The organism is Alistipes onderdonkii (assembly GCF_025145285.1).
Lineage (GTDB): Bacteria > Bacteroidota > Bacteroidia > Bacteroidales > Rikenellaceae > Alistipes > Alistipes onderdonkii.
In genome coordinates this window covers 1,941,936-1,962,141 of record NZ_CP102251.1, presented here as the reverse complement: position 1 = coordinate 1,962,141, position 20,206 = coordinate 1,941,936, and the positions used below count along the sequence as shown (strand labels likewise).

At 53.1% G+C, this 20,206-nt stretch carries 18 protein-coding genes and 1 tRNA gene; 11 read left to right on the top strand and 8 right to left on the bottom strand.

Annotated elements, in window-relative coordinates; all coding sequences use genetic code 11:
* Positions 1 to 428 precede the first annotated feature (428 nt).
* A complete protein-coding gene (locus NQ559_RS08110; RefSeq protein WP_018696240.1) occupies positions 429 to 1,313 on the top strand; it encodes a HEPN domain-containing protein in 885 nt (294 codons plus the stop codon).
* 94 nt (positions 1,314 to 1,407) lie between these two features.
* Here NQ559_RS08110 and NQ559_RS08105 read toward each other — a convergent pair whose 3' ends face one another.
* Positions 1,408 to 3,246, bottom strand: a complete 1,839-nt coding sequence (locus tag NQ559_RS08105; RefSeq protein ID WP_154654034.1) for an NACHT domain-containing protein — start codon at positions 3,244 to 3,246, stop codon at positions 1,408 to 1,410.
* Between the two features lie 943 nt (positions 3,247 to 4,189).
* Between NQ559_RS08105 and NQ559_RS08100 the strand changes: the two genes are divergently transcribed.
* The 3 genes from NQ559_RS08100 (at position 4,190) to NQ559_RS08090 (ending at position 5,528) form a co-directional block, all read left to right on the top strand.
* Positions 4,190 to 4,357, top strand: coding sequence for a helix-turn-helix domain-containing protein (locus NQ559_RS08100; protein ID WP_083923863.1), 168 nt, complete (start codon positions 4,190 to 4,192; stop codon positions 4,355 to 4,357).
* A gap of 1 nt (position 4,358) precedes the next feature.
* Complete coding sequence (locus NQ559_RS08095) at positions 4,359 to 4,664, top strand: helix-turn-helix domain-containing protein (protein WP_018696242.1); 306 nt, start codon at positions 4,359 to 4,361, stop codon at positions 4,662 to 4,664.
* A gap of 150 nt (positions 4,665 to 4,814) precedes the next feature.
* The gene (locus NQ559_RS08090) at positions 4,815 to 5,528 is read left to right on the top strand and encodes a hypothetical protein (RefSeq protein ID WP_018696243.1); all 714 of its coding nucleotides are present in this window, start codon (positions 4,815 to 4,817) and stop codon (positions 5,526 to 5,528) included.
* Here NQ559_RS08090 and NQ559_RS08085 read toward each other — a convergent pair.
* The 4 genes from NQ559_RS08085 to NQ559_RS08070 form a co-directional block, all read right to left on the bottom strand.
* Positions 5,525 to 6,739, bottom strand: a complete 1,215-nt coding sequence (locus NQ559_RS08085; protein WP_018696244.1) for a site-specific integrase — start codon at positions 6,737 to 6,739, stop codon at positions 5,525 to 5,527. The two genes, NQ559_RS08090 and NQ559_RS08085, sit on opposite strands and share 4 nt — an antisense overlap.
* A 251-nt stretch (positions 6,740 to 6,990) precedes the next feature.
* Positions 6,991 to 7,063: transfer RNA gene (locus NQ559_RS08080), tRNA-Gly, on the bottom strand.
* Positions 7,064 to 7,287: 224 nt separating this feature from the next.
* Positions 7,288 to 8,559, bottom strand: a complete 1,272-nt coding sequence (locus NQ559_RS08075; protein WP_026318436.1) for an aminotransferase class I/II-fold pyridoxal phosphate-dependent enzyme — start codon at positions 8,557 to 8,559, stop codon at positions 7,288 to 7,290.
* 182 nt (positions 8,560 to 8,741) lie between these two features.
* Positions 8,742 to 9,905: a dicarboxylate/amino acid:cation symporter gene (locus tag NQ559_RS08070; RefSeq protein WP_018696246.1), complete on the bottom strand. Its 1,164-nt coding sequence runs from the start codon at positions 9,903 to 9,905 to the stop codon at positions 8,742 to 8,744.
* Positions 9,906 to 10,036: 131 nt separating this feature from the next.
* Here NQ559_RS08070 and NQ559_RS08065 point away from each other — a divergent pair, with 131 nt between their 5' ends.
* From NQ559_RS08065 to NQ559_RS08055, 3 genes are read left to right on the top strand one after another with little or no spacing between them, the layout of a single operon-like run.
* Positions 10,037 to 10,810: a radical SAM protein gene (locus NQ559_RS08065; RefSeq protein ID WP_018696247.1), complete on the top strand. Its 774-nt coding sequence runs from the start codon at positions 10,037 to 10,039 to the stop codon at positions 10,808 to 10,810.
* Between the two features lie 13 nt (positions 10,811 to 10,823).
* Positions 10,824 to 11,591 (top strand): immunoglobulin-like domain-containing protein, encoded by a 768-nt coding sequence (locus NQ559_RS08060; protein WP_018696248.1) that lies wholly within the window; start codon positions 10,824 to 10,826, stop codon positions 11,589 to 11,591.
* Positions 11,592 to 11,600: 9 nt separating this feature from the next.
* Entirely contained in the window at positions 11,601 to 12,356 is a 756-nt protein-coding gene (locus tag NQ559_RS08055; protein ID WP_026318437.1) for a YaaA family protein, read from the top strand.
* Between the two features lie 41 nt (positions 12,357 to 12,397).
* Here NQ559_RS08055 and NQ559_RS08050 read toward each other — a convergent pair whose 3' ends face one another.
* Both NQ559_RS08050 and dxs read right to left on the bottom strand, forming a co-directional pair.
* Entirely contained in the window at positions 12,398 to 12,922 is a 525-nt protein-coding gene (locus tag NQ559_RS08050) for a lipocalin family protein (RefSeq protein WP_244061905.1), read from the bottom strand.
* Between the two features lie 75 nt (positions 12,923 to 12,997).
* Positions 12,998 to 14,878 carry a 1-deoxy-D-xylulose-5-phosphate synthase gene (gene dxs, locus NQ559_RS08045; RefSeq protein WP_026318438.1) on the bottom strand — a complete coding sequence of 627 codons (1,881 nt, stop codon included), beginning with the start codon at positions 14,876 to 14,878 and terminating at the stop codon, positions 12,998 to 13,000.
* Between the two features lie 290 nt (positions 14,879 to 15,168).
* On the opposite strand from dxs, the gene pyrH reads away from it, so the two are divergent.
* From pyrH to NQ559_RS08025, 4 genes are all read left to right on the top strand, one after another.
* On the top strand, positions 15,169 to 15,876 hold the full coding sequence (pyrH, locus tag NQ559_RS08040; RefSeq protein ID WP_018696252.1) for a UMP kinase: 708 nt from the start codon (positions 15,169 to 15,171) through the stop codon (positions 15,874 to 15,876).
* Between the two features lie 4 nt (positions 15,877 to 15,880).
* Complete coding sequence (locus tag NQ559_RS08035) at positions 15,881 to 16,447, top strand: peroxiredoxin family protein (RefSeq protein WP_018696253.1); 567 nt, start codon at positions 15,881 to 15,883, stop codon at positions 16,445 to 16,447.
* A gap of 1 nt (position 16,448) precedes the next feature.
* Positions 16,449 to 17,006, top strand: coding sequence for a ribosome recycling factor (gene frr, locus NQ559_RS08030; protein ID WP_018696254.1), 558 nt, complete (start codon positions 16,449 to 16,451; stop codon positions 17,004 to 17,006).
* An 86-nt stretch (positions 17,007 to 17,092) separates the two neighbouring features.
* Entirely contained in the window at positions 17,093 to 17,740 is a 648-nt protein-coding gene (locus tag NQ559_RS08025; protein WP_018696255.1) for a DUF3575 domain-containing protein, read from the top strand.
* Positions 17,741 to 18,090: 350 nt separating this feature from the next.
* On the opposite strand, the gene pckA is transcribed toward NQ559_RS08025, so the two are convergent.
* On the bottom strand, positions 18,091 to 19,698 hold the full coding sequence (gene pckA / locus NQ559_RS08020) for a phosphoenolpyruvate carboxykinase (ATP) (RefSeq protein WP_018696256.1): 1,608 nt from the start codon (positions 19,696 to 19,698) through the stop codon (positions 18,091 to 18,093).
* Between the last annotated feature and the right edge of the window lie 508 nt (positions 19,699 to 20,206).

The window sequence follows — 20,206 nt, the reverse complement described above, 5'->3', positions numbered from 1 at the left end:
GTGTGATTGCGCCCCGGATGGAAATAAAAAAGGGGCACGGTGTCAGCCCCATACGCAGGTCGTGGAAAACCTAAAGTTGGTAGCTGTCCTGCGCCCCTGTCGTGTCCCGCCAAAAAAATAAGCGGGACATAACAAGGACTGACAACCATTATACCAACTTTCAAACCCTCCCGAAAGAGGTTTCCACGTTTGCGTATGGTATAAAGAGTTGTTTACCCTTTATATTGTTATGTCCATCGGCTATGCCGAATCGAGATAATTCCTTGAAGTTTGCATAGTAGTTGCTTTTCAGTTTGTTCCCGGACGGCCTCTGCCGCCCCTATACAACGAAACTGCTTCAAGAAATCGTGAAACAAATATACGAACAATTTCGAATCTAATATCAACGAGCCGTGTGTTTTTGGAAAAATCTTGCTAATTTTGTGGGTATGAAGAACTCCATCGACTTTCTGCCCGAACGCAAACAGCGGGATTTACGCGAATTGGCCGCATTGATCCGCGACGAGGTGAAAGATGCCGTTATGATTATCCTATACGGGAGTTATGCGGCGAATACCTATGTCGAACGCGACGAACGGCGCGACTACGGCGTGCGGACAATCTATATGAGCGACTACGATCTGCTGGTCGTTACCAAGCGTCGGCTGGGAGAAAGGGAAAGCACGGTAGAGGCCCGTGTTAGGGAGCGTTTTGCAGCCGGGAAGAACGACGAGAACCTGCCCCGACCCCAGATTATCAACGAAAGTATCTCCAAGCTGAACGATGCCCTGACGATGGGACGTTATTTCTACGTCGAGATCGTCGCAAAGGGAATCATGCTCTACGATTCCGGCGAATGTCAGTTAGCCACGCCCGGAGAGTTGGATTATGCCGAAATTAAGAAGATGGCGGAGGAATACTATACAAGTAAATATACTCGCGCTACATATTTCTTTGATGACGCTATTACTAACATCCACAAAAACAGATTTGTCCAAGCATCTTTTTATCTTCACCAAGCTACCGAGTATTTTCTAAAAGCTATCCCGTTGGTTTATATTCTTTACGGGTATAAAGAACATGATCTTGAATTTCTGATCGGGAAATGCAAGCCCTATACACTGGAATTGGCAAAAGTATTCCCCTGCGACACGGACGAAGAAAAACGCCTGTTCGACCTGTTGCGCCACGCCTATCTGGAAGCCCGCTACAACGACAAATTCTTTGTAACGAAAGCCGACATCGACGCTCTCGTCCCCAAGATCGAACTATTGCGCGACATCGTGGAAAAGGTCTGCGAAGAGCGGCTTAACTATTACAACCTGTTGAACTGAAAAAATTTAAACTTATTGATTCTCCTTTCAATTTAATTCAAAGAAGAATATGTCCCATTTAGGTTGTATAGTTCAGTCTTTATAAAAACTAAACCTACTTTTTTATAAAATCAAAATAATCTATGCCATCGGCATTTGATTGTGCATATATAAAAGATTCTCTACAATATAAATCTTGTGGAAGTCCGCGCAAATCGACTTTACGTTCTAATTGAAGAATATTTCCTCCATTATCACTTGTAATTGTATTAATAACCCGATATTTATCTAAAAACAACCGCAAGGTATTATGTTTCAATATTTTATCTATAAAAGATTCAAATTGACTAGTCAAATTATCTGACATAAATAATTGTAATTGCAGTTTGTCTTTAATATTCGATTTTAGATAGAATGAATATAGTTTGAGAGCAGCAATCATTACGTCATGATTTTGGTTAAAGTCAGGCTTTTCTAATAATAACCTATTCAAAAAGATAACAATGAATTTATAAGAAACATTTTCATCACTGATTTTCTTCAATAATTCAACAAAATATGCACTTGGGTTTGATGATATTACAATTGCTATAGCTATTTCATTGGGAATCTTATTAATATATCTTATATCTAATAAGGTTGGAAGTTTTACAATATATTCAGCCGTTAGGTACTCTTGCAATGATTTATGAGCAAATTCGTATGATTCATATCCAGCTTGTACTAGTAGTCCTGTGTGTGATTCTAATTCTGCGACAACTTGTTTTACTTCATTTTTAACCAAATCATAGTCCAGATAAATTTTATTATATATTGATTCAATTTGTCTTTTAGTGAATAGACTTGCTTGTAGTGAAATCGTTAAATTATATGCAATGTTGCATAAAAACTCAAATTTTCTATCAATTTCAAAATTTGCATATTTCGAAGCTCTTTTAATCTGTCTTTGCTCATCCCATTCTTCCAATAACAAATTAACGATTTTTTTGTATACCGTTTTAGGCTTTTCGGGTATTTTCCCTACTCTTTCATAAATGGCGCAAAGGTGAGCAATCGTCAATGGCCTTATTGCTGTATCATAAAAGGGCGAATTATTTATCGCAGCGATAAATTTATCTGCAGCGTCTGGGTTACCCAACCATCTGTTTGCTAATATACGGATTTGATAATTATTCAATGAACAAATTTCGTAAGGAACTAATTTCTCAACGGAATAAGCGAAATCAGCAGTTCGTGATGTGACTATTAATTTAGAATTTTCCAAATAATGTGAAAGCTTTTCTATTTCCCTAAATACAATAGATTTCCTATTGTCAAAAGCAATTTCATCAAATCCATCAAGAATAATTATTGCAGATAAACTATCAAGACATTGCAAGATTAGCCTTTCATATTGAACTTCAATTTGGTCTTCATTCAATTTTGTTTCAGTCGCATCAAGTCTAATCCCTAGAATCTCATTTAATACCCCAAATACAAAATTATTTTCCTTCCTATGTATCGTATTAAACTCCCTCAATTTAATAACAATTGGAAGTTTGTAATTTTTTAAATTATCTCCATTATAAAATAATTGATTACAAACATATTTCATTGATGTTGTTTTTCCAGATCCGGGTTGTCCAAGTAATAGAATATGGTCTTCTTCATTGTTGATAATATGATTAAATGGCTTTATTTCAATTTTTTCATCTTCGAACATTCTAACACGCCGAGGGTAAATATACAAGTCTAAATCCACGTATACATTATCCGTAACTTTAGACTTTTTAGTATCTAAAAAAGTTATCTCTTCAGCCCAATTTTTCACACTTTGAAGATGAGCCGTGATTGATGTTTCAATATCTTGTTTCGTAGAAGTTAATTTTAAATTTACTTCTCGAACAACTTTGGGAATAGATTCAATGAATTTATCTATCGCTTTTGAAATAAAACCATCCACTATAATAGACATACCAAAAAATATAATTAATTATTTAATAACAAATATAATAATAATCTTTATTTTTTGAGTTAATTCCATATTTTTCCATAGTTTAATATTCTCGACAACAGGTATTTTATCGGATTATCTTATTTTTATTTGTTGTAATCCTTTTTTTTGCTGTTTTACCTGCGGCCGCTCTTCTTGATGCGGCTTTGCTTCGTGTTTCATCTCTTTTGGCGGTTGCACGGATAATACGCACTCGGTCAGCATATCTTTCTGTCCGGGCTTTGATTCCACCCCGAACCGGGAACGGTAAACCGTTCCGTCCTGCTTTCGGAATGTCTTGATCTTACCTTACTCAACCACAATCCTAATTTCAGCCCCGCAGGGCGAGCACCTTTGTCGGACAAACGGCAGTTTGTCGGACAAAGGTACAGCTCGCTACCGTCTCCGCGACGGTAAAAACGCAATCGCAGAACAACTTGCGAAGCCCCATTATGCCAAAGGTCTGCGGACAACATCCCGCACTGCAATGATACGACGGATTTCAAGGCTTTACAAGCTGCGTGAACGGCCTGAAGCGGTCTGGAGCGGCCAGCCATCCGGTTCGCACCAAAGGGGTATTATCTTCGGCCCGTGAGTGATTTCAGCGTTAGAAATCCTTCAGTGAAAGAATGATTTCAGCGGCTGCTATCATTCAGCGACAGGGTGATTTCAGTGTGAGGATGATTTCAGCCTATGACTGATTTCAGCATGAGGTTGAAATCAATCGCTGAAATCAATCAGCGTGAGGTTGATTTCAGACATAGACAGATTTCACTCGTTAATGTTTCATTAAACCTAAAATGCTATGGGAATTTTATGTATTGATGAGCGCGTATGAAGAGCGCTTACGGAACGGCTGAAAACATTGGCCGCTCAATCGCAACGTACCGCGACGCGGTACAACCCGCCGTCGCCAGACGGCTGACTGGACGGCGCGGAAGTTTGTCAGCGATTACGGATTTCCAAGCGCACGCTCCAAAGTTACCGCGACAGGCGGGTACTGCCCTATTCGAATGTCGGTGGTAAGTTCTTCTACCGGGAAACCGACGTAACCGGGTTTCTGCGGGCGCGGACAATCAGAAAAGGGGTGTAACATGGAATCGGACTATTTAACGATGGAGAGCGAGGAAGTCCGGGAGTTGCTTGCTATGATCGACCGGGCCGAAGAAACCCTGCAACTGGCCGATAAGAACTATCGTCCTCCGGTCGGGTCGGAGAACAACCTGACGGGCAGCGAGGTTTGCGATCTGCTGCACATCTCACCCCGAACCTTGCAAACGCTCCGCGACACGCGGCAGATACCGTTTGTCGCAATAAGCGAGCGCAACATCCTCTATCCCGAATCGGCGATCCGGGAAATGCTGACAAAGAATTACAGACCCACCTATAACCCGCAGTAGGTAGGAGTGTGTAAACGTAAAGGCGGGGCGTGTTAGGGATCATTCCGAATCCCGTGCGCCCCGCCTTTCTTGTTATCCCTTTTTATATTGCTATTTATTGCATTGGTCAGAATATTATTAACTTTGTTTTGATTAATAATTCCTAAGGATATGAAGAAAATCAAAAAGCGGTCTCAATACCTTTCAACTATCCGGCTCGATTTGACCTTGTATGCAAGCGTTAGTTTTATATTTGTAGTGGTTTATGAAATTTGGCTAATCCACATACCTGCGATTTTTCCCTCTGCCGATAGTATTGGCAGAATATTTAACATGTTGCTTTCCGGTTACTTACTTGCTTATCTAATTTATCTGGTAGATCACCATGCAGAAGAGATGAGAGCTTTTCGCAAGATATATCCTATTGTTGGGCAACATATTGTCGATATTATCAATACCGGAAAAGGAATAATTCATAATATGGCAAATGTACAAAATATCAATGAAATTGCCGATTATCCTGATGAGAAAACCGTATTCCAAATTTTCGACAATCTAAAGCTCGGTGATAGGACTGCCCCTATGGTAGACAGCAAAAATCTAAAGAAGCTTACTTGGATAGAATACATTTCGTATGTAAATTTATATAATGGGCAAAATATTATGGCTATCTTTTTTTTCGAGAAGTATATAGATGCAGAATTAATGGCAATCTTATCCAAGATACGCGGTTGCTTTTTTATGTCCATTTTTGATAATCCAATAATTGATCGGATGAAAAATGACGGCGGTAATTTTGCATTTATGTATGAGGAGTATTTGGATTTGATTCATCAACTTGACGATTATTATAAGAAGCACATCGCTTTATTTTCTAAAATCTAATTTAACAGACTTCCGAATTTCTGCATCTCCCGGCCTATCAGCCTTTCGGAGAATTTGGCATAGTGGCGTGTCATATTTGTATTGGTATGGCCGAGGATTTTTGCAAGTACATCTATCGGCATCCCATACTCCACAGCAAGGCAGGCGAACGTATGCCGGGCGCAATGCGTCGTCAGTGTTTTGTCGATATTGCAGACTACCGCAATCTCTTTCAGATAAGCGTTCATCTTCGTATTGCTCGGTATCGGCAACATCTTACCCTGCTCCCTGCATTTCTCGTCATGTTCATATTTGCGCAAAAGCATAATCGTATAGGGCAATAGTGGGATGCGGCTCATGACGGCGGTTTTTTCCCGTGGTTTATGAATCCACAATGCCCCGTCCATGTCCGCGCTGATATGCTCCGGGCGCAGGTGGTCAGCATCGGTAAAGGCAAGTCCCGTCAGGCAGCAGAACGCGAACACATCCCGAATCCGGCTTAAACGCTCATTCGGCATCGGTTTGTTTATCAAAACATCCAATTCCGCCTTTGTCAGGTGGTCTTTCGACTTGTTGTGTTCGGGTTTCAGTTTGTAGTACTGAAACGGATTCTTTTCGATCCACTCGTTGCGGATAGCGTACAGCATAAAGTTTTTCAGGCAGCAGAGCAGGTTTATCGCTCCGTTGGTCTTGCAGTTATGGGCCGTCTGGATAAAGGTGTTCAGTCCGTCGAGGTACTCGTAATTAACCATATCCAGCGGAATATCTTCCTTTTTGTATTGCGCCTGCATATACTCTTTCAGGTAGCGAAGCAGGCGGTGATACTTGTTCGCCGTGAGTTGGGTGATACGTGTTCCGACCTCTTTCTGCCGTTTGTCGCAATACTTCGAAAACTCCGCGAGGAACATCCGCGCATTACCCGAAGGGTTTTCAAGCCGGTGTTTGATGGCAAAACACGTCGGCTCTTTGCCCTCCTTGATTAACTGGTCATAGGCCGCGAGGACATTGACCCGGTAGCTGGCGACGATGCTGTTGATCTGTTGGTCTATCTCGTCCTTATAGAGTGACCGTTCAAGCCGTTGATTCCAACGCTCCGGCTCGATTTGGCATCGCGTGTAAATCTCCGTAGCCGTGCCGCAGGTCTTGATGCGCACATAGATCGGGGCTTTGCCCTTTTTCGTTACTTTGGTTTTCTTGCAGAAGAAAACCACGCTGAAAGTCTTTCTTTCCATACTGCTGTAAATGGTTTGTGAGTAATACGTTTACAGCATAGAATTGTTGCGGAGCAAAAAGCTGATAATTAATGCAATAACTTACAGCAGTGACCTATTTCGGGCCCGAGCGATACAGGTCACCGATAAGGTCGTAAAAACCTGCATTCCGTTGCTTTTTTCGGCTTCAACCTAAAAACGAAAAAACCTTACATATCATTGATACATAAGGTTTTTGCTCTTTATCTCTGCCTCTTTCTCAAGGCTTCCAGAGCGGAAAACGAGACTCGAACTCGCGACCCCAACCTTGGCAAGGTTGTGCTCTACCAACTGAGCTATTTCCGCAATATGTTTCTCCGTCTGCAAAAGAGGCTTTCAACCTCCCTTTCCGGCATCCGAAACTTGCATTTCGGGATTGCAAATATAAACTGAAAAATTTATTCTGCAAAATTTTCCGGCGAATTTTGTCACAAAACGATGTCCCCGGCCTTCGGAAAAGCCGGGGACATCATATGGGAAACCCTTATTTCCGGGCGGCGGAATAAACCGTCCTGCCGGGAACCGGGGAATTAACGAACCAGGAATCCTTCGTCGGCACGTACCGGGATGGGCAGCTGGGCGTAAATGCCGTCCTGGAGTTTGCTGCGTACGGCCTTGAACGCCTCGATAGTGACATTCACGTCCTCGAGGGTGTGGACTGCGGTCGGGATGATGCGCAGGATGATCTCGCCTTTCGGAATTACGGGGTAAACGACCATCGAACAGAAGATGCCGTGGTTCTCACGCAAGTCGACGACCAGATTCGTAGCCTCGGGGATGCCGCCCTTCAGGAAAACGGGCGTCACGGGCGAATTGGTCACACCGATCTCGAAGCCGTTCTCTTTGAGGCTGCTTTGCAACACGCGCACGATCTCCCAAAGCTTCTGCTGGTATTCGGGGTGGTTGCGGATCAACTCCAGGCGTTTGAGCGCACCGATAACCATCGGCATCGGGAGCGACTTGGCATAAAGCTGCGAACGCATGTTGTAACGCAGCAGGTTGATCAGCCAGCGGGGGCCGCAGACGAATGCACCGATACCGGCCATCGACTTGGCAAAGGTGTTGAACAGCACGTCTACGCCGTCCACAACGCCGAAATGCGATGCCGTACCGCGGCCGCCCTCACCCATCGTACCGAAGCCGTGGGCATCGTCGACCAGCAGGCGGAACTGGAAATCCTTTTTCAGGGCCACGATCTCGTCGAGCTTGCCCAGGTCGCCCTTCATGCCGAAGACACCCTCGGTGATTACGAGTACGCCGCCGTTCTGCTCTTCGGCCAGGTCGGTGGCATGCTGCAATTGCAGGCGCAGCGACTCCATGTCGTTGTGTCCGTATACGAAACGCTTGCCCTTGTGCAGGCGCAGGCCGTCGATGATGCAGGCGTGTGCCTCGGCATCGTAGACCACCACGTCGCGCGGCGTCAGCAGGCAGTCGATGATCGAAATCATACCCTGGTAACCGAAGTTCAGCAGAAAGGCATCCTCCTTGCCGACGAACTCGGCCAGTTCGCGCTCGAGACGCTCGTGGTAGACGGTCTGGCCGCTCATCATGCGGGCGCCCATCGGGGCCGCCATGCCGAACTGCGCGGCACCCTCGGCGTCGGCCTTGCGGACTTCGGGGTGGTTGGCCAGCCCGAGGTAGTTGTTCAGACTCCAGTTGAGCATCTTCTTGCCCCGGAAAGTCATGTGGGGGCCGATATCGCCTTCCAGTTTGGGGAAAGCGTAATAACCGTGGGCGTACGACATGTACTGACCGATGGGGCCACCTGCATTTTTCTCAAGGCGTGCAAAAATATCAACCATAAAATATTGTAATTTAATGTTTAAGTTTCCGTTTCGGACGCGCAAAAGTACAAAAAAACCTTTTAGCCATCAAAATTAGCCGTTTTTTATTCGGCACGGGTACGCATTTATACTTATTTCCGGATATTAGATAAGGAAAAAGGCCGCTTTCGGCGGCCCGGGGAAGAACTTTGTTCGGTTTTTCATTTTTCCGATCGGCGGTCTATCGCATCGACGATCACCGCGACGGCACCGTCGCCCGTCACGTTGGTCGCCGTGCCGAAGCTGTCCATGGCGATGTAGGTGGCGATCATCAGCCCCGCGAGCGTCTCGTCGAACCCGAGCATCGATTCGAGCAATCCCAGCGCCGCCATGATCGCGCCGCCCGGCACCCCCGGTGCGGCAATCATCGTCACGCCCAGCAGCAGGATGAACCCCGCGAAAGTCCCCGCCGGAATATCCAGCCCGGCCAGCATCGAAACGGCCAATGCGCAGGCCACGATCTTCATCATCGACCCCGAAAGGTGGATCGTGGCACAGAGCGGTACGACGAACGACGCCAGCTGGGGGCGCACGCCGAGCCGGAGGGTCTGCGCCAGGGTCACGGGGATGGTGGCGGCCGACGATTGCGTGCCGAGCGCCGTAACATAGGCTGTGAGCATCGTACGGAGCATCTGCAGCGGGTTTTTGCGGGCAACGAGCCCGGCAACGGAGAACTGTGCGAGCAGCAGCACGACGGTCATGAAGAAGATCACCACGATCAGCTTCACGAAGACGCCCAGCACCCCGGCCACCTGCCCGGACTGGGTCATCGAAAGGAAGATTCCGAAGATATAGAAGGGCAGCAGCGGGATGATGACGCCCGCGATCACGCGGTCGATGATCGACTTGAAATCGTCCATCACCCCTTTGAGTTTCACGCTGTGCGTATAGGCCATCCCCAGCCCGAGTACGAAGGCCAGTACCAGCGCCGACATGACACCGAACAGGGGTGGCATCCCGACCGTGAAATAGGGTGCGGGGGCCGTTGCGGCCGCGTCGGGCAGCACGGCTGCGGCGCCTTCGAGCAATGCGGGGAACAGCGCCCGCCCCGTGAGGTAGGTGCCGAAGCCCGAGAAAAGGGTGAAGGCATAGGCCAGCGCCGCCGTGAGGGCCAGCAGGCGCCCGGCGTTGCGTCCCAGGTCGGCGATGCCCGGCGCCACCAGCCCGAGGATGAGCAACGGGATGACGAACGAAAGGAACTGGCCGAAAATATCATTGAACGTAAGGGCGATACGCGTCGCCCATACAGGGAAGAAAAAGCCGCAGCCGACCCCGAGGCCGATGGCCAGCACGACGCGCGGCAGCAATCCGAACCTGAATTTCATAAGGAATGGTTTTTGTAAAGGTAGAAAAATATTTCCGTTTTAGCTATCTTCGGCTTTGCCTCAGACAGGCGGCGCCCCGGCAAAATGCAAGTAAACTTGCTTTTGCCCCCGGCATATACTATCTTTGTGGTATGACTTCATTATTCCATGACATCATCTTCGGCCCGGTACATTCGCGGCGGCTGGGACTCTCGCTGGGGGTCAACCTCCTGCCCACCGAGTCGAAACTCTGCTCGTTCGACTGCATCTACTGCGAATGCGGCTGGAATGCCGAGCATCCCGGCGCGCGGCGCTTCAACACCCGCGAAGACGTCCGCACACAGCTCGCAGCGACGCTGCGGCGCATGGTGGCCGACGGCACCCCGCCCGACGTCATCACCTTCGCCGGCAACGGCGAGCCGACGATGCACCCCGAATTCGAAGCCGTGATCGGCGACACGATCGCCCTGCGCGACGAGCTGTGCCCCTCGGCCAGGGTTTCCGTGCTTTCGAACGCCACGCAGCTCCACCGCGAGGGCGTGCGCCGTGCCCTTCGCAGCGTGGACAACAACATCCTAAAGCTCGATTCGGCCTTCGACGCCACGGCACGCCTGATAAACAATCCCCAGAGCCCGGCCTATTCCGTACGCAGGGTCGTCGATCAGATGAAAGGCTTCGACGGGCACCTGACCGTGCAGACGATGTTCCTGCGCGGGGAGTTCGACGGACAGCGGGTCGACAACACCACCGAAGAGGAGGTCGCGGCATGGCTGCGCCTGATCGGCGAAATCGGCCCGCGGCAGGTCATGGTCTACTCGCTCGACCGCGACACCCCGTGCCGGACGCTCGAAAAAGTGCCGCGCGAGGAGTTGCAGGCCATCGCCGCCCGCGTCGAGGCACTCGGCATCCCCTGCTCCGTAGCATAAACCGCACCGCACCATGAAACGCCTCCTGCTGTTCCTGTTGCTTGCGGCCGGCTGTACGGCCGCCGCACAGAAGCGCCCCGCAACGGACGGACTGTCCGCTTTGCAGGACAGCATCTGGCAGTGGGCGGCAGACAACAAGGCGGCCGATCCGGTCGCAAACGCCATCTACGCATCGGCGGTCAACGAACCGGACGGTGTCATAGACGTACACATGATCCGTGCCGACACGGCGATGAAAGCCCGCTTCCGCCGCTGCGTGCACGACAGCCCCCTGATCCGGCTCCACGGGTTCGACCCCGACACGACACCCTATCCGCCCGCACCCGAAGGGGCTGCTCCGCCGGATGGGCTCACGATGGATGCCGAATACGCATTTTATCCCGCCGGCACCGAACATATCCGGCTCATGATCCGCCACAAAGGCGATTCGACGGTATACTTCGGGAGCGACTACACCGTCTGCCGCTTCCAGCACGGACGGTGGGAAACGCTGCCCGTCGTCAATGCGTGGAACTCACTGCTGGTCGGCATCGGGCCAAACAACCCATCCCGCACCGAAGTACCGCATCCGGCACCGGCCGCCGAATACACCTACGGGTTCACAGCCCGGCTCGCACCCCGTGTCTACCCGGCCCGGTATGCGCGTTACCGTATCTGCAAGCAGGTGTACAAGACCTGCCCATACCGTCCATACCTGCTCACGGCCGAGTTCACGGTGACGCCGTTCGTCCCGTTCACCCGCTTTGCGGAGCCGGCAGAGGGGCAGGACATCCAATTTTGATCCACAGCCATGCAAATACTCCTTTCCTGCGCCAAAACGATGGCCGAAAACAATCCGGCCGAAATCCCCCGAACGACCCTGCCGCGTTACGCCCGCGAGGCCGCGGAGCTGGCCCTGCAGCTGGCGACGCTCAGCACCGAAGAGCTGGAACGCATGCTGCGCACCAACCGGCAGATCGCCGCGACCAACCGCCGGCGTTACCGGCAGTTCCACGGCGAAGAGGCCCTCCCCGCGCTGCTGGCCTACACGGGCGTCGTATTCAGGCATATCGCCCCGGAGCGATTCACCCCCGGGGATTTCGAATACGCACAGCAGCACCTCAACATCACGTCGTTCCTCTACGGGCTGCTCCGGCCGCTGGACGCAATCCGCCGCTACCGGCTGGAAGGGGACGCCGTATTGCCGGGGCACGACGACCAAACGATGTTCGGGTACTGGCAGGGACGGCTGACGGAGGCCTTCCTCGAAAAAATCCATGCCGACGACGGCATCCTGGTCAACCTCGCCAGCAGCGAGATGAAGCGCCTGTTCGACTGGAAACGCATCCGCCGCGAAGCGCGTATCATCACGCCCGAATTCCGCATCCGCGAGGGCGACCGTCTGAAAACCATCGTGGTCTACACGAAAATGTGCCGCGGGGAGATGACGCGCCACCTTATCAGAAACCGGATTACGGATCCGGAAATGCTCAAAGAATTCGAATGGGAAGGGTTCCGGTTCGACGCCGCGCTCAGCCGGGGCGACGACTGGACGTTCACGGTGTAACACGGCCGCAGGGAACGGAGGAGCACCCCTTCGGCGGAGTGTCATTGCCCCTGGTCGACGAACAGAAGCCTGTCCGTCCGGTAACCGCGTCGTTCGGCCAGCCGCAGGATGCGGTTGAGCGTATGCGCGGGGAGTGTCGGCGTGCGTGACAGTACCCAGAGGTATTTTGCCGAACCGCCGCCGACCAATGCCCAATCGTAATCGCCGCCCAGCTCCATGACGTTGTAATCCGAATAAAAAACCCAGAAAAAAGAGACCCGCAAACGCCCCGGCACCTGTCCCGCACAGGCTTTGCCCCGCGCACGTTTACAACGGCCCGAACGGTAATCCGTTCCGCTGTTGAACACCCCGATGCGACCGTCGGGCCTCAGTTCGTAGCGCGCCTGCACTCCGGCCAGCCCCCGTTCGAACGGATGGTCGTAGCGGGCGATCTCATACCAGGTGCCCATGTAGCGCGCCAGGTCGAACGACGGCACCGGAGTGCGGTCGGTACGGTCGGCGGCACGGCCGTATACCACGCCGATGACAAGCAGCACAGCGGCCAATAATACGATCGCGATTTTCACTCCCCAAACGGTTTTTAGGGAGCACGTAACAGATTTTATGCCGCAGCACGGCAAACAGGAGCGGAAACGGCAGTTTTATTCCCCCGCAGCGAGCAGCGCCCGCAGAATACCCTCCTCGTCGTAACCGCAGAGGGCGTAGAGCTGAGCCGGGGTTCCGTGCTCGACCCACTCGTCGCCGATGCCCAGCGAGTGCACGGCCACCTCGCAGCCGCGGGCATTGAAAAATGCCGTGACGGCCTCGCCGACGCCCCCGCGCAGGGAACCGTCCTCGACCGTGACCACATGGCGGAACTTGGCACCGACCTCGGCCAGCAGGGCTTCGTCGAGCGGTTTGGCGAATCGCAGGTCGTAATGCGCCACGCTCACACCCTTCGCCGCGGCGCGTTCCGCGGCACGGGCGGCAGCGTTGCCGACCGTCCCGACCGTCACCAGCGCCACGTCCGTACCTTCGCGGAGCCTCCGGCCCCGGCCGACGGGCAGCGCTTCGAAGGGAACGCCCCGCCACAGACGTCCCGCACCGTTGCCGCGCGGGTAGCGGATCATGAAGGGATGGCCGTATTGCAGGCCGGTATACATCATGTTGCGGAGTTCCAGTTCATCCATCGGCGCAGCGATCGTAAGTCCCGGCACGGCACCGAATGCAGCCATGTCGAAGACCCCGTGGTGGGTCACGCCGTCCTCGCCCACGATGCCGCCCCGGTCGAGGCACATCACCACGGGCAGATCCTGAATCGCGACGTCGTGGATCACATTGTCGTAAGCCCGCTGCATGAAAGACGAATAGATGTTGCAGAAAGGCACCATGCCCGCAGCGGCCATCCCCGCCGAGAAGGTCACGGCATGGCCCTCGGCGATACCCACGTCGAAGCAACGCGACGGCATGGCGTGCATGAGCATGTTCATCGAACAACCCGACGGCATGGCAGGCGTGACGCCCACGACCCGCGGGTCGAGCCCGGCCAGTTCGACGAGCGTCTCGCCGAAGACATCCTGGTAACGCGCCGCGGCGCCTGGCGAGGCGATCCGCTCGCCCGTATCGGGATTGAAACGTCCGGGGGCATGCCACGTGGACTGGTCGTGCTCGGCAGGCAGGTAGCCCTTGCCCTTCACGGTCATGACATGCAGCAACTTGGGCCCTTCGATGTCGCGCAATGCCCGAAGCGTGCGCACCAACTCCTTGAGGTTGTGGCCGTCGACGGGGCCGAAATAACGGAAATTGAAGCTCTCGAAGAGGTTGCTCTTGTTCAGCACCCCCTGTTTCACGGCGTTACCCGCCTTTTGGCAGAGGCGCAGCAGGCGCGGCGTATGCGAAAGGATGCCCCACAACCGCTGCTTGAAACGGTTGTAATGCACCGACGTGGAGATTTTGAGCAGGTAGTTCTTCAATGCGCCGGTGGCCTGGTCGATGGCCATGTTGTTGTCATTGAGGATCACCAGGATATTGGTGCGTTTGCTGGCCCCAGCGTTGTTGAGCCCTTCGAACGCGAGGCCGCCGGTCATCGAACCGTCGCCGATGACGGCCACGACCTGGAGCCTCTCGCCCCGCATTTCGGCAGCCTTGGCCATGCCGAACGCCGCCGAAATCGACACTGAGGCATGCCCGCCCCCGAAAGCGTCGTAGGGGCTCTCCGACATGCGCGGGAAACCGCTGATACCGCCCAGCAGGCGTTTGGTCTTGAACGCCTCGCGGCGCCCGGTGATAATCTTGTGGGCATAGGTCTGGTGCCCTACGTCCCAGACGATCTTGTCCGCGGGCGTATCGAAAACGTAGTGGAGTGCGGCGGCGAGTTCCACGCAGCCGAGGCTCGACGCCAGGTGCCCGGGATTTACCGAGCACTCGTCGATGATATAGCTGCGCAGCTCGTCGCAGTAGGTGCGCAGTTCCTCCGCCGAGAGTTGCTTGAGGTCGCGGGGGGAATTTATTTTTCGGAGTAATTTGTATTCATCCAACGTCATGGCAGCACAAAGATAGCGCAAGGAGAGCGACAAACCAAACTTGTTTGAGTTTGTCCGAACCGCAGCCTATCTGAAACGAGGTTAAAGATAGCACAAGCCGAGCAAAATGCCAAATTTATTCGGACATTGCCAAAGCGAAGCCTGTGTTCCGTAAAACAGCTCAGACCGGACATGGCGCCGGTTTTTTTCCGGCATAGCCGCCATACCGCCTATTTTCTGTAAAGATAGTCATTCTTGCGTTTTTTTCAATAAAAATTTTTATCTTCGCGTTACGGTAAACCCATCGTACAATGAAATACAAGCGAATACTACTGAAACTGAGCGGCGAATCGCTGCAAGGTTCGCAGAAATACGGGCTCTCCCCCGAAGTACTCCAGTCCTACGCCGAACAGATCAGGGCGGCAGCGGCCACAGGCGTCCAGATCGGCATCGTCATCGGCGGCGGCAACATTTTCCGCGGCCTCACGGGCGCAAAGAAAGGCTTCGACCGCGTGAAAGGCGACCAGATGGGCATGCTCGCCACGATCATCAACTCGCTGGCCCTGCAATCGGCCCTGGAGGACAACGGCGTGAAAGCCAAAGTCCTGACCTCGATCCGCATGGAGCCCATCGGCGAATACTACTCCAAGGCGCGTGCCATCGAATACCTCGAGGCGGGGTATGTGGTCATCATCGGCGGAGGCACGTCGAACCCCTATTTCACGACCGACTCGGCTTCGGCGCTGCGCGGCATTGAAATCGAGGCGGACGTGATGCTGAAGGGCACCCGCGTGGACGGCGTATACACGGCCGACCCCGAAAAAGACCCTGCAGCCGTCAAATTCGACGAAATAAGCTTCGAAGAGGTGCTCGACCGCCGGCTGAAAGTCATGGATCTCACGGCATTCACGCTCTGCCGCGAGAACGGACTGCAGATCATTGTCTTCGACATGGACACGCCGGGCAACCTCGGCAAGGTGCTTGCCGGGGAGAGGATCGGGACACTTGTAAAAAAATAAGATTATGGCCACAAAAAAGAGCAACAAGCAGCTATGGATCATGCTGGCGCTGATCGCAGTGATCATCGCCGCAATCCTGTTACTGCCCTCGTGCGGCAGCCGCGGCGGCAAAGCCGAGGCGGATACCGAATCGACCACGCTGGTCAAGGCGGGCGACAAAGCCCCCGACTTCACCGTGGAGATGTTCGACGGCACAAAAACCTCCCTCGCAGAACTCAAAGGCAAAGTCGTGTTACTGAACTTTTGGGCCACCTGGTGCCCGCCCTGCCGGCAGGAACTGACCCGCGTGCAGAAGGACATCATCGACCGTTTCGCCGGCCGCAACTTCGTATTCCTGCCCATATCGCGCGGCGAAAAGCGGGAAGACGTGGCGGCGTTCCGCGAAAAGACGGGCTATACGTTCCCGATGGGCCTCGACCCCTCGCAGGCCATTTACGACCGTTATGCCTCGAATTACATCCCGCGGAATTTCCTGATCGGCGCCGATGGTAAAGTCGTGCTGGCAACGGTAGGCTACGACGCCGAAGAGTTCGACGAAATGATCAAAACCATCGAAAAAATACTCGAATAATATGGATACCAAGACGATTCTCAACGATGCCTCCGGACGTATGCAGAAGGCCATCGACCACCTCGAAGAGGAACTTTTGAACGTGCGCGCGGGAAAAGCGTCGCCCAATGCCCTGAACGGCGTAATGGTCGATTATTTCGGCTCGCAGGTGCCCGTATCGGGCGCCGCCAGCGTCACCGTACCCGACGCCAAGACGATCCTGATCCAGCCGTGGGACAAGAACATGCTGCGTGCGATCGAAAAGGCCATCATCGACTCGAACATCGGGCTGACGCCTTCGAACAACGGCGAGCAGATCCGCCTGTCGATCCCGCCCCTGACCGAGGAGCGCCGCAAGGAGTTGGTGAAACAAATCCGCAACGAGGCCGAAACCGCCCGCATCAGCCTGCGCAATGCCCGCCGCGACGCGGTCGAGGCATTCAAGAAAGCCCAAAAAGAAGGTATGCCCGAGGATGAGTCGAAGGACGGCGAAGCACAGGCCCAGAAATTGCTGGAGAAATTCACCAAGACCCTCGACGAGGCGCTCCAGAAAAAGGAGAAGGAGATCATGACGGTATAAATCCGTCCAGCACATAGTTAAAATCCGGCCAGCACAGTATGTTGGCCGGATTTTTTCATATCTTTGTCCGTTGTAACGATCCGCCTATGAAAAACATCCGCTTCGGGCTCTGCATCCCGGCATGCCTGTTCGCACTGTTCTGCTCGCAGCAGGCATCCCCGCAGGGATATGTCAAGCTCAATGTCCCCTATGCTCTGGTGGGCGTGGTGAATCCCGCCGTGGAGTTCGCCATCTCGCCCAAATCGACCTTGCAGACCGACATCGTCATCTCGCCATGGAAGTCGATCAACGAAAAGCACATGCTCTTCGCCATCTTCATGGGCGAATACCGCCGCTATTTCAAGGAGCATAACCGGGGCTGGTACCTGGGGGCAAACATCGGCATGATGGCCTTCGACATGTCGAAACCTTACATCGAAGGGTGGAAACTGAAATTCGAAGACCGTTACTGCAAAGGATACGGCATGATGATCGGCCTCTGCGTGGGTTATGAATACCAGTTCGGGAAACGCTGGCTGCTCGACGCTTTCCTGGGTTGGGCATGGATGGACAGCCATTACAACGGGTACAGTTTCGACGGCCAGGTCGACATGTACCCCCACCGCCCCGTACAACCCGAACACCCCGACCCGTTCAACGGCTCTTCGGAGTGGTATCCCAACAAGATCGGCGTCTCGATCGGGTATCGCATCTTCACGCCCCGCAACAAACAGCGGACAGCGGACGTGCGCTAAACAGCAGTTGCAGACTGCGGCAGGCAGCCATGCACGGAAAGTCCGCAACTCCGGAACCAAAGGGAGCAGTACTCCCGGAATGCGGGCAACCGGAAACAGCGGCCGGCCCGGGAACCTAAACCCGGGGTAAATTGCAGCGGGCCCTTCCGAGGCACACCCGCCACAACCCCGCCCCGGTCAGGCGGCAACCCGGAATCGCGGCAGGCAGCAACCCGCCCCGCGGGAAACAGCACCCGAGCCCTTCCGAGGATACGGAAGCCCCCTCCCATCGCAGCATACGCAATGCCGCAAAATAAAGAACCCCGCACCTTCCGGCGCGGGGTTCTACCATTCAAAACTTTATTCAGAGATTATTTCACTTTCGGGCCTGCGGCTACGAGCTTCTTACCCTCTTCGTTACCCGTGAACTTCACGAAATTCTTCACGAAGCGGTTAGCGAGGTCTTCGGCCTTGACGTCCCAATCCTTGGCGTTCTTGTAGGTATCGCGCGGGTCGAGGATCTTGGGATCTACGCCCGGCAGCTCCGTCGGGATCGTGAAGTCGAAGATAGGCAGCGTCTTGGTCGGAGCCTTGTCGATCGAACCGTCGAGGATGGCGTCGATAATACCGCGCGTATCCTTGATCGAGATACGTTTGCCGGTACCGTTCCAGCCCGTGTTCACCAGGTATGCCTTGGCACCGGCCTTCTTCATCTTCTTCACCAGTTCCTCACCGTACTTGGTGGGGTGCAGCGAAAGGAATGCCGCGCCGAAGCAAGCCGAGAAAGTCGGGGTCGGCTCGGTGATACCGCGCTCGGTACCCGCCAGCTTGGCGGTGAAGCCCGACAGGAAATAGTATTTGGTCTGCTCGGCATTGAGGATCGAAACCGGGGGCAGCACGCCGAATGCGTCGGCCGAAAGGAAGATCACCTTCTTGGCAGCCGGGGCTTTCGATACGGGTTTCACGATATTCTCGATGTGGAAGATCGGGTACGAAACGCGGGTGTTCTCGGTTACCGACTTGTCGGCATAGTCGATCTTGCCCTTCTTGTCCACCGTCACGTTCTCCAGCAGCGCGTTGCGGCGGATGGCGTTCCAGATGTCGGGCTCGTTCTCCTGCGAAAGGTTGATGACCTTGGCATAGCAGCCGCCCTCGAAGTTGAATACGCCGTCATCGTCCCAGCCGTGCTCGTCGTCGCCGATCAGCTGACGCTTCGGGTCGGTCGAAAGCGTGGTCTTGCCGGTGCCCGACAGGCCGAAGAAGATAGCGGTCTCGCCCTTGGCATTGGTGTTGGCCGAGCAGTGCATCGAAGCCATGCCCTTGAGCGGAAGCAGGTAGTTCATGTAGGAGAACATACCCTTCTTCATCTCGCCGCCGTACCAGGTGTTGAGGATAACCTGCATTTTCTCGGTGAGATTGAAAACGACGGCCGTCTCCGAGTTCAGGCCGAGTTTCTTATAGTTCTTGACCTTGGCCTTCGAAGCGTTGAGCACCACGAAATCGGGCTCGCCGTATTTCTCCAGTTCGGCGTCGGTCGGACGGATGAACATGTTCTTTACGAAATGGGCCTGCCATGCGACCTCCATGATGAAACGGATCTTGAGGCGCGAATTCTCGTTGGCGCCGCAGAAAGTGTCCACGACATAGAGTTTCTTGCCCGACAGCTCCTGGGTAGCGAGTTTCTTCAGCTCCTTCCAGGCAGCCTTCGTAACAGGCTTGTTGTCGTTCTTATATTCATCGGAAGTCCACCAGATCGTATCCTTGGTGGTCTCGTCCATTACGAAGAACTTGTCCTTGGGCGAACGGCCGGTATAAACGCCGGTCATCACGTTCACGGCACCGGTCTCGGTCAGCTGGCCTTTTTCGAAACCGCGGAGCCCCTTCTTGGTCTCCTCGCGGAAAAGTTCGTCGTACGACGGATTGTACACGATCTCGGTCACACCCGTGATCCCATACTTTTTCAAATCCATTTTGTCCATAATAATTGTTATTTTAATAAAACATCAAATCCTTGATTAACCTAACGTCGAAAATCCGCAAGACCGGACTTTAACCGCACAAAGGTAGAAAAACTTTTACACTTGTGAAAAAACTAACAGTGAAAAAAGCAAAAAATATCCATTATTTTTCCCGATGCCTGTATATGATTCATTTATAAGCAGCTATCGTGTCCCCCAAAGCCGCAGGAAAACCCGGCTCCATATCCTGCTGCAAACATACGGCCGCAATCCGCACCGGGGCTCCGCAGGATGGAATTCGAGGCGGACGCACAGGCCGCACTTCGGTCGAAATGCCCATCGACGGCGCACGGCACTCCCGCCCGACGGAACGCCGCCCGGACAAAAACAATGACGGGAGGGGCGCTTCCGGAGCAACCGCATCGAAATCAGGAAACCGGAGGTATTTTCCGTAAATCCGATCCGGCAGCCGGGCCCGACGCACGGGCACCGAAAAAACCGGGGCGGAAAGGGACGACATCCGGGAATT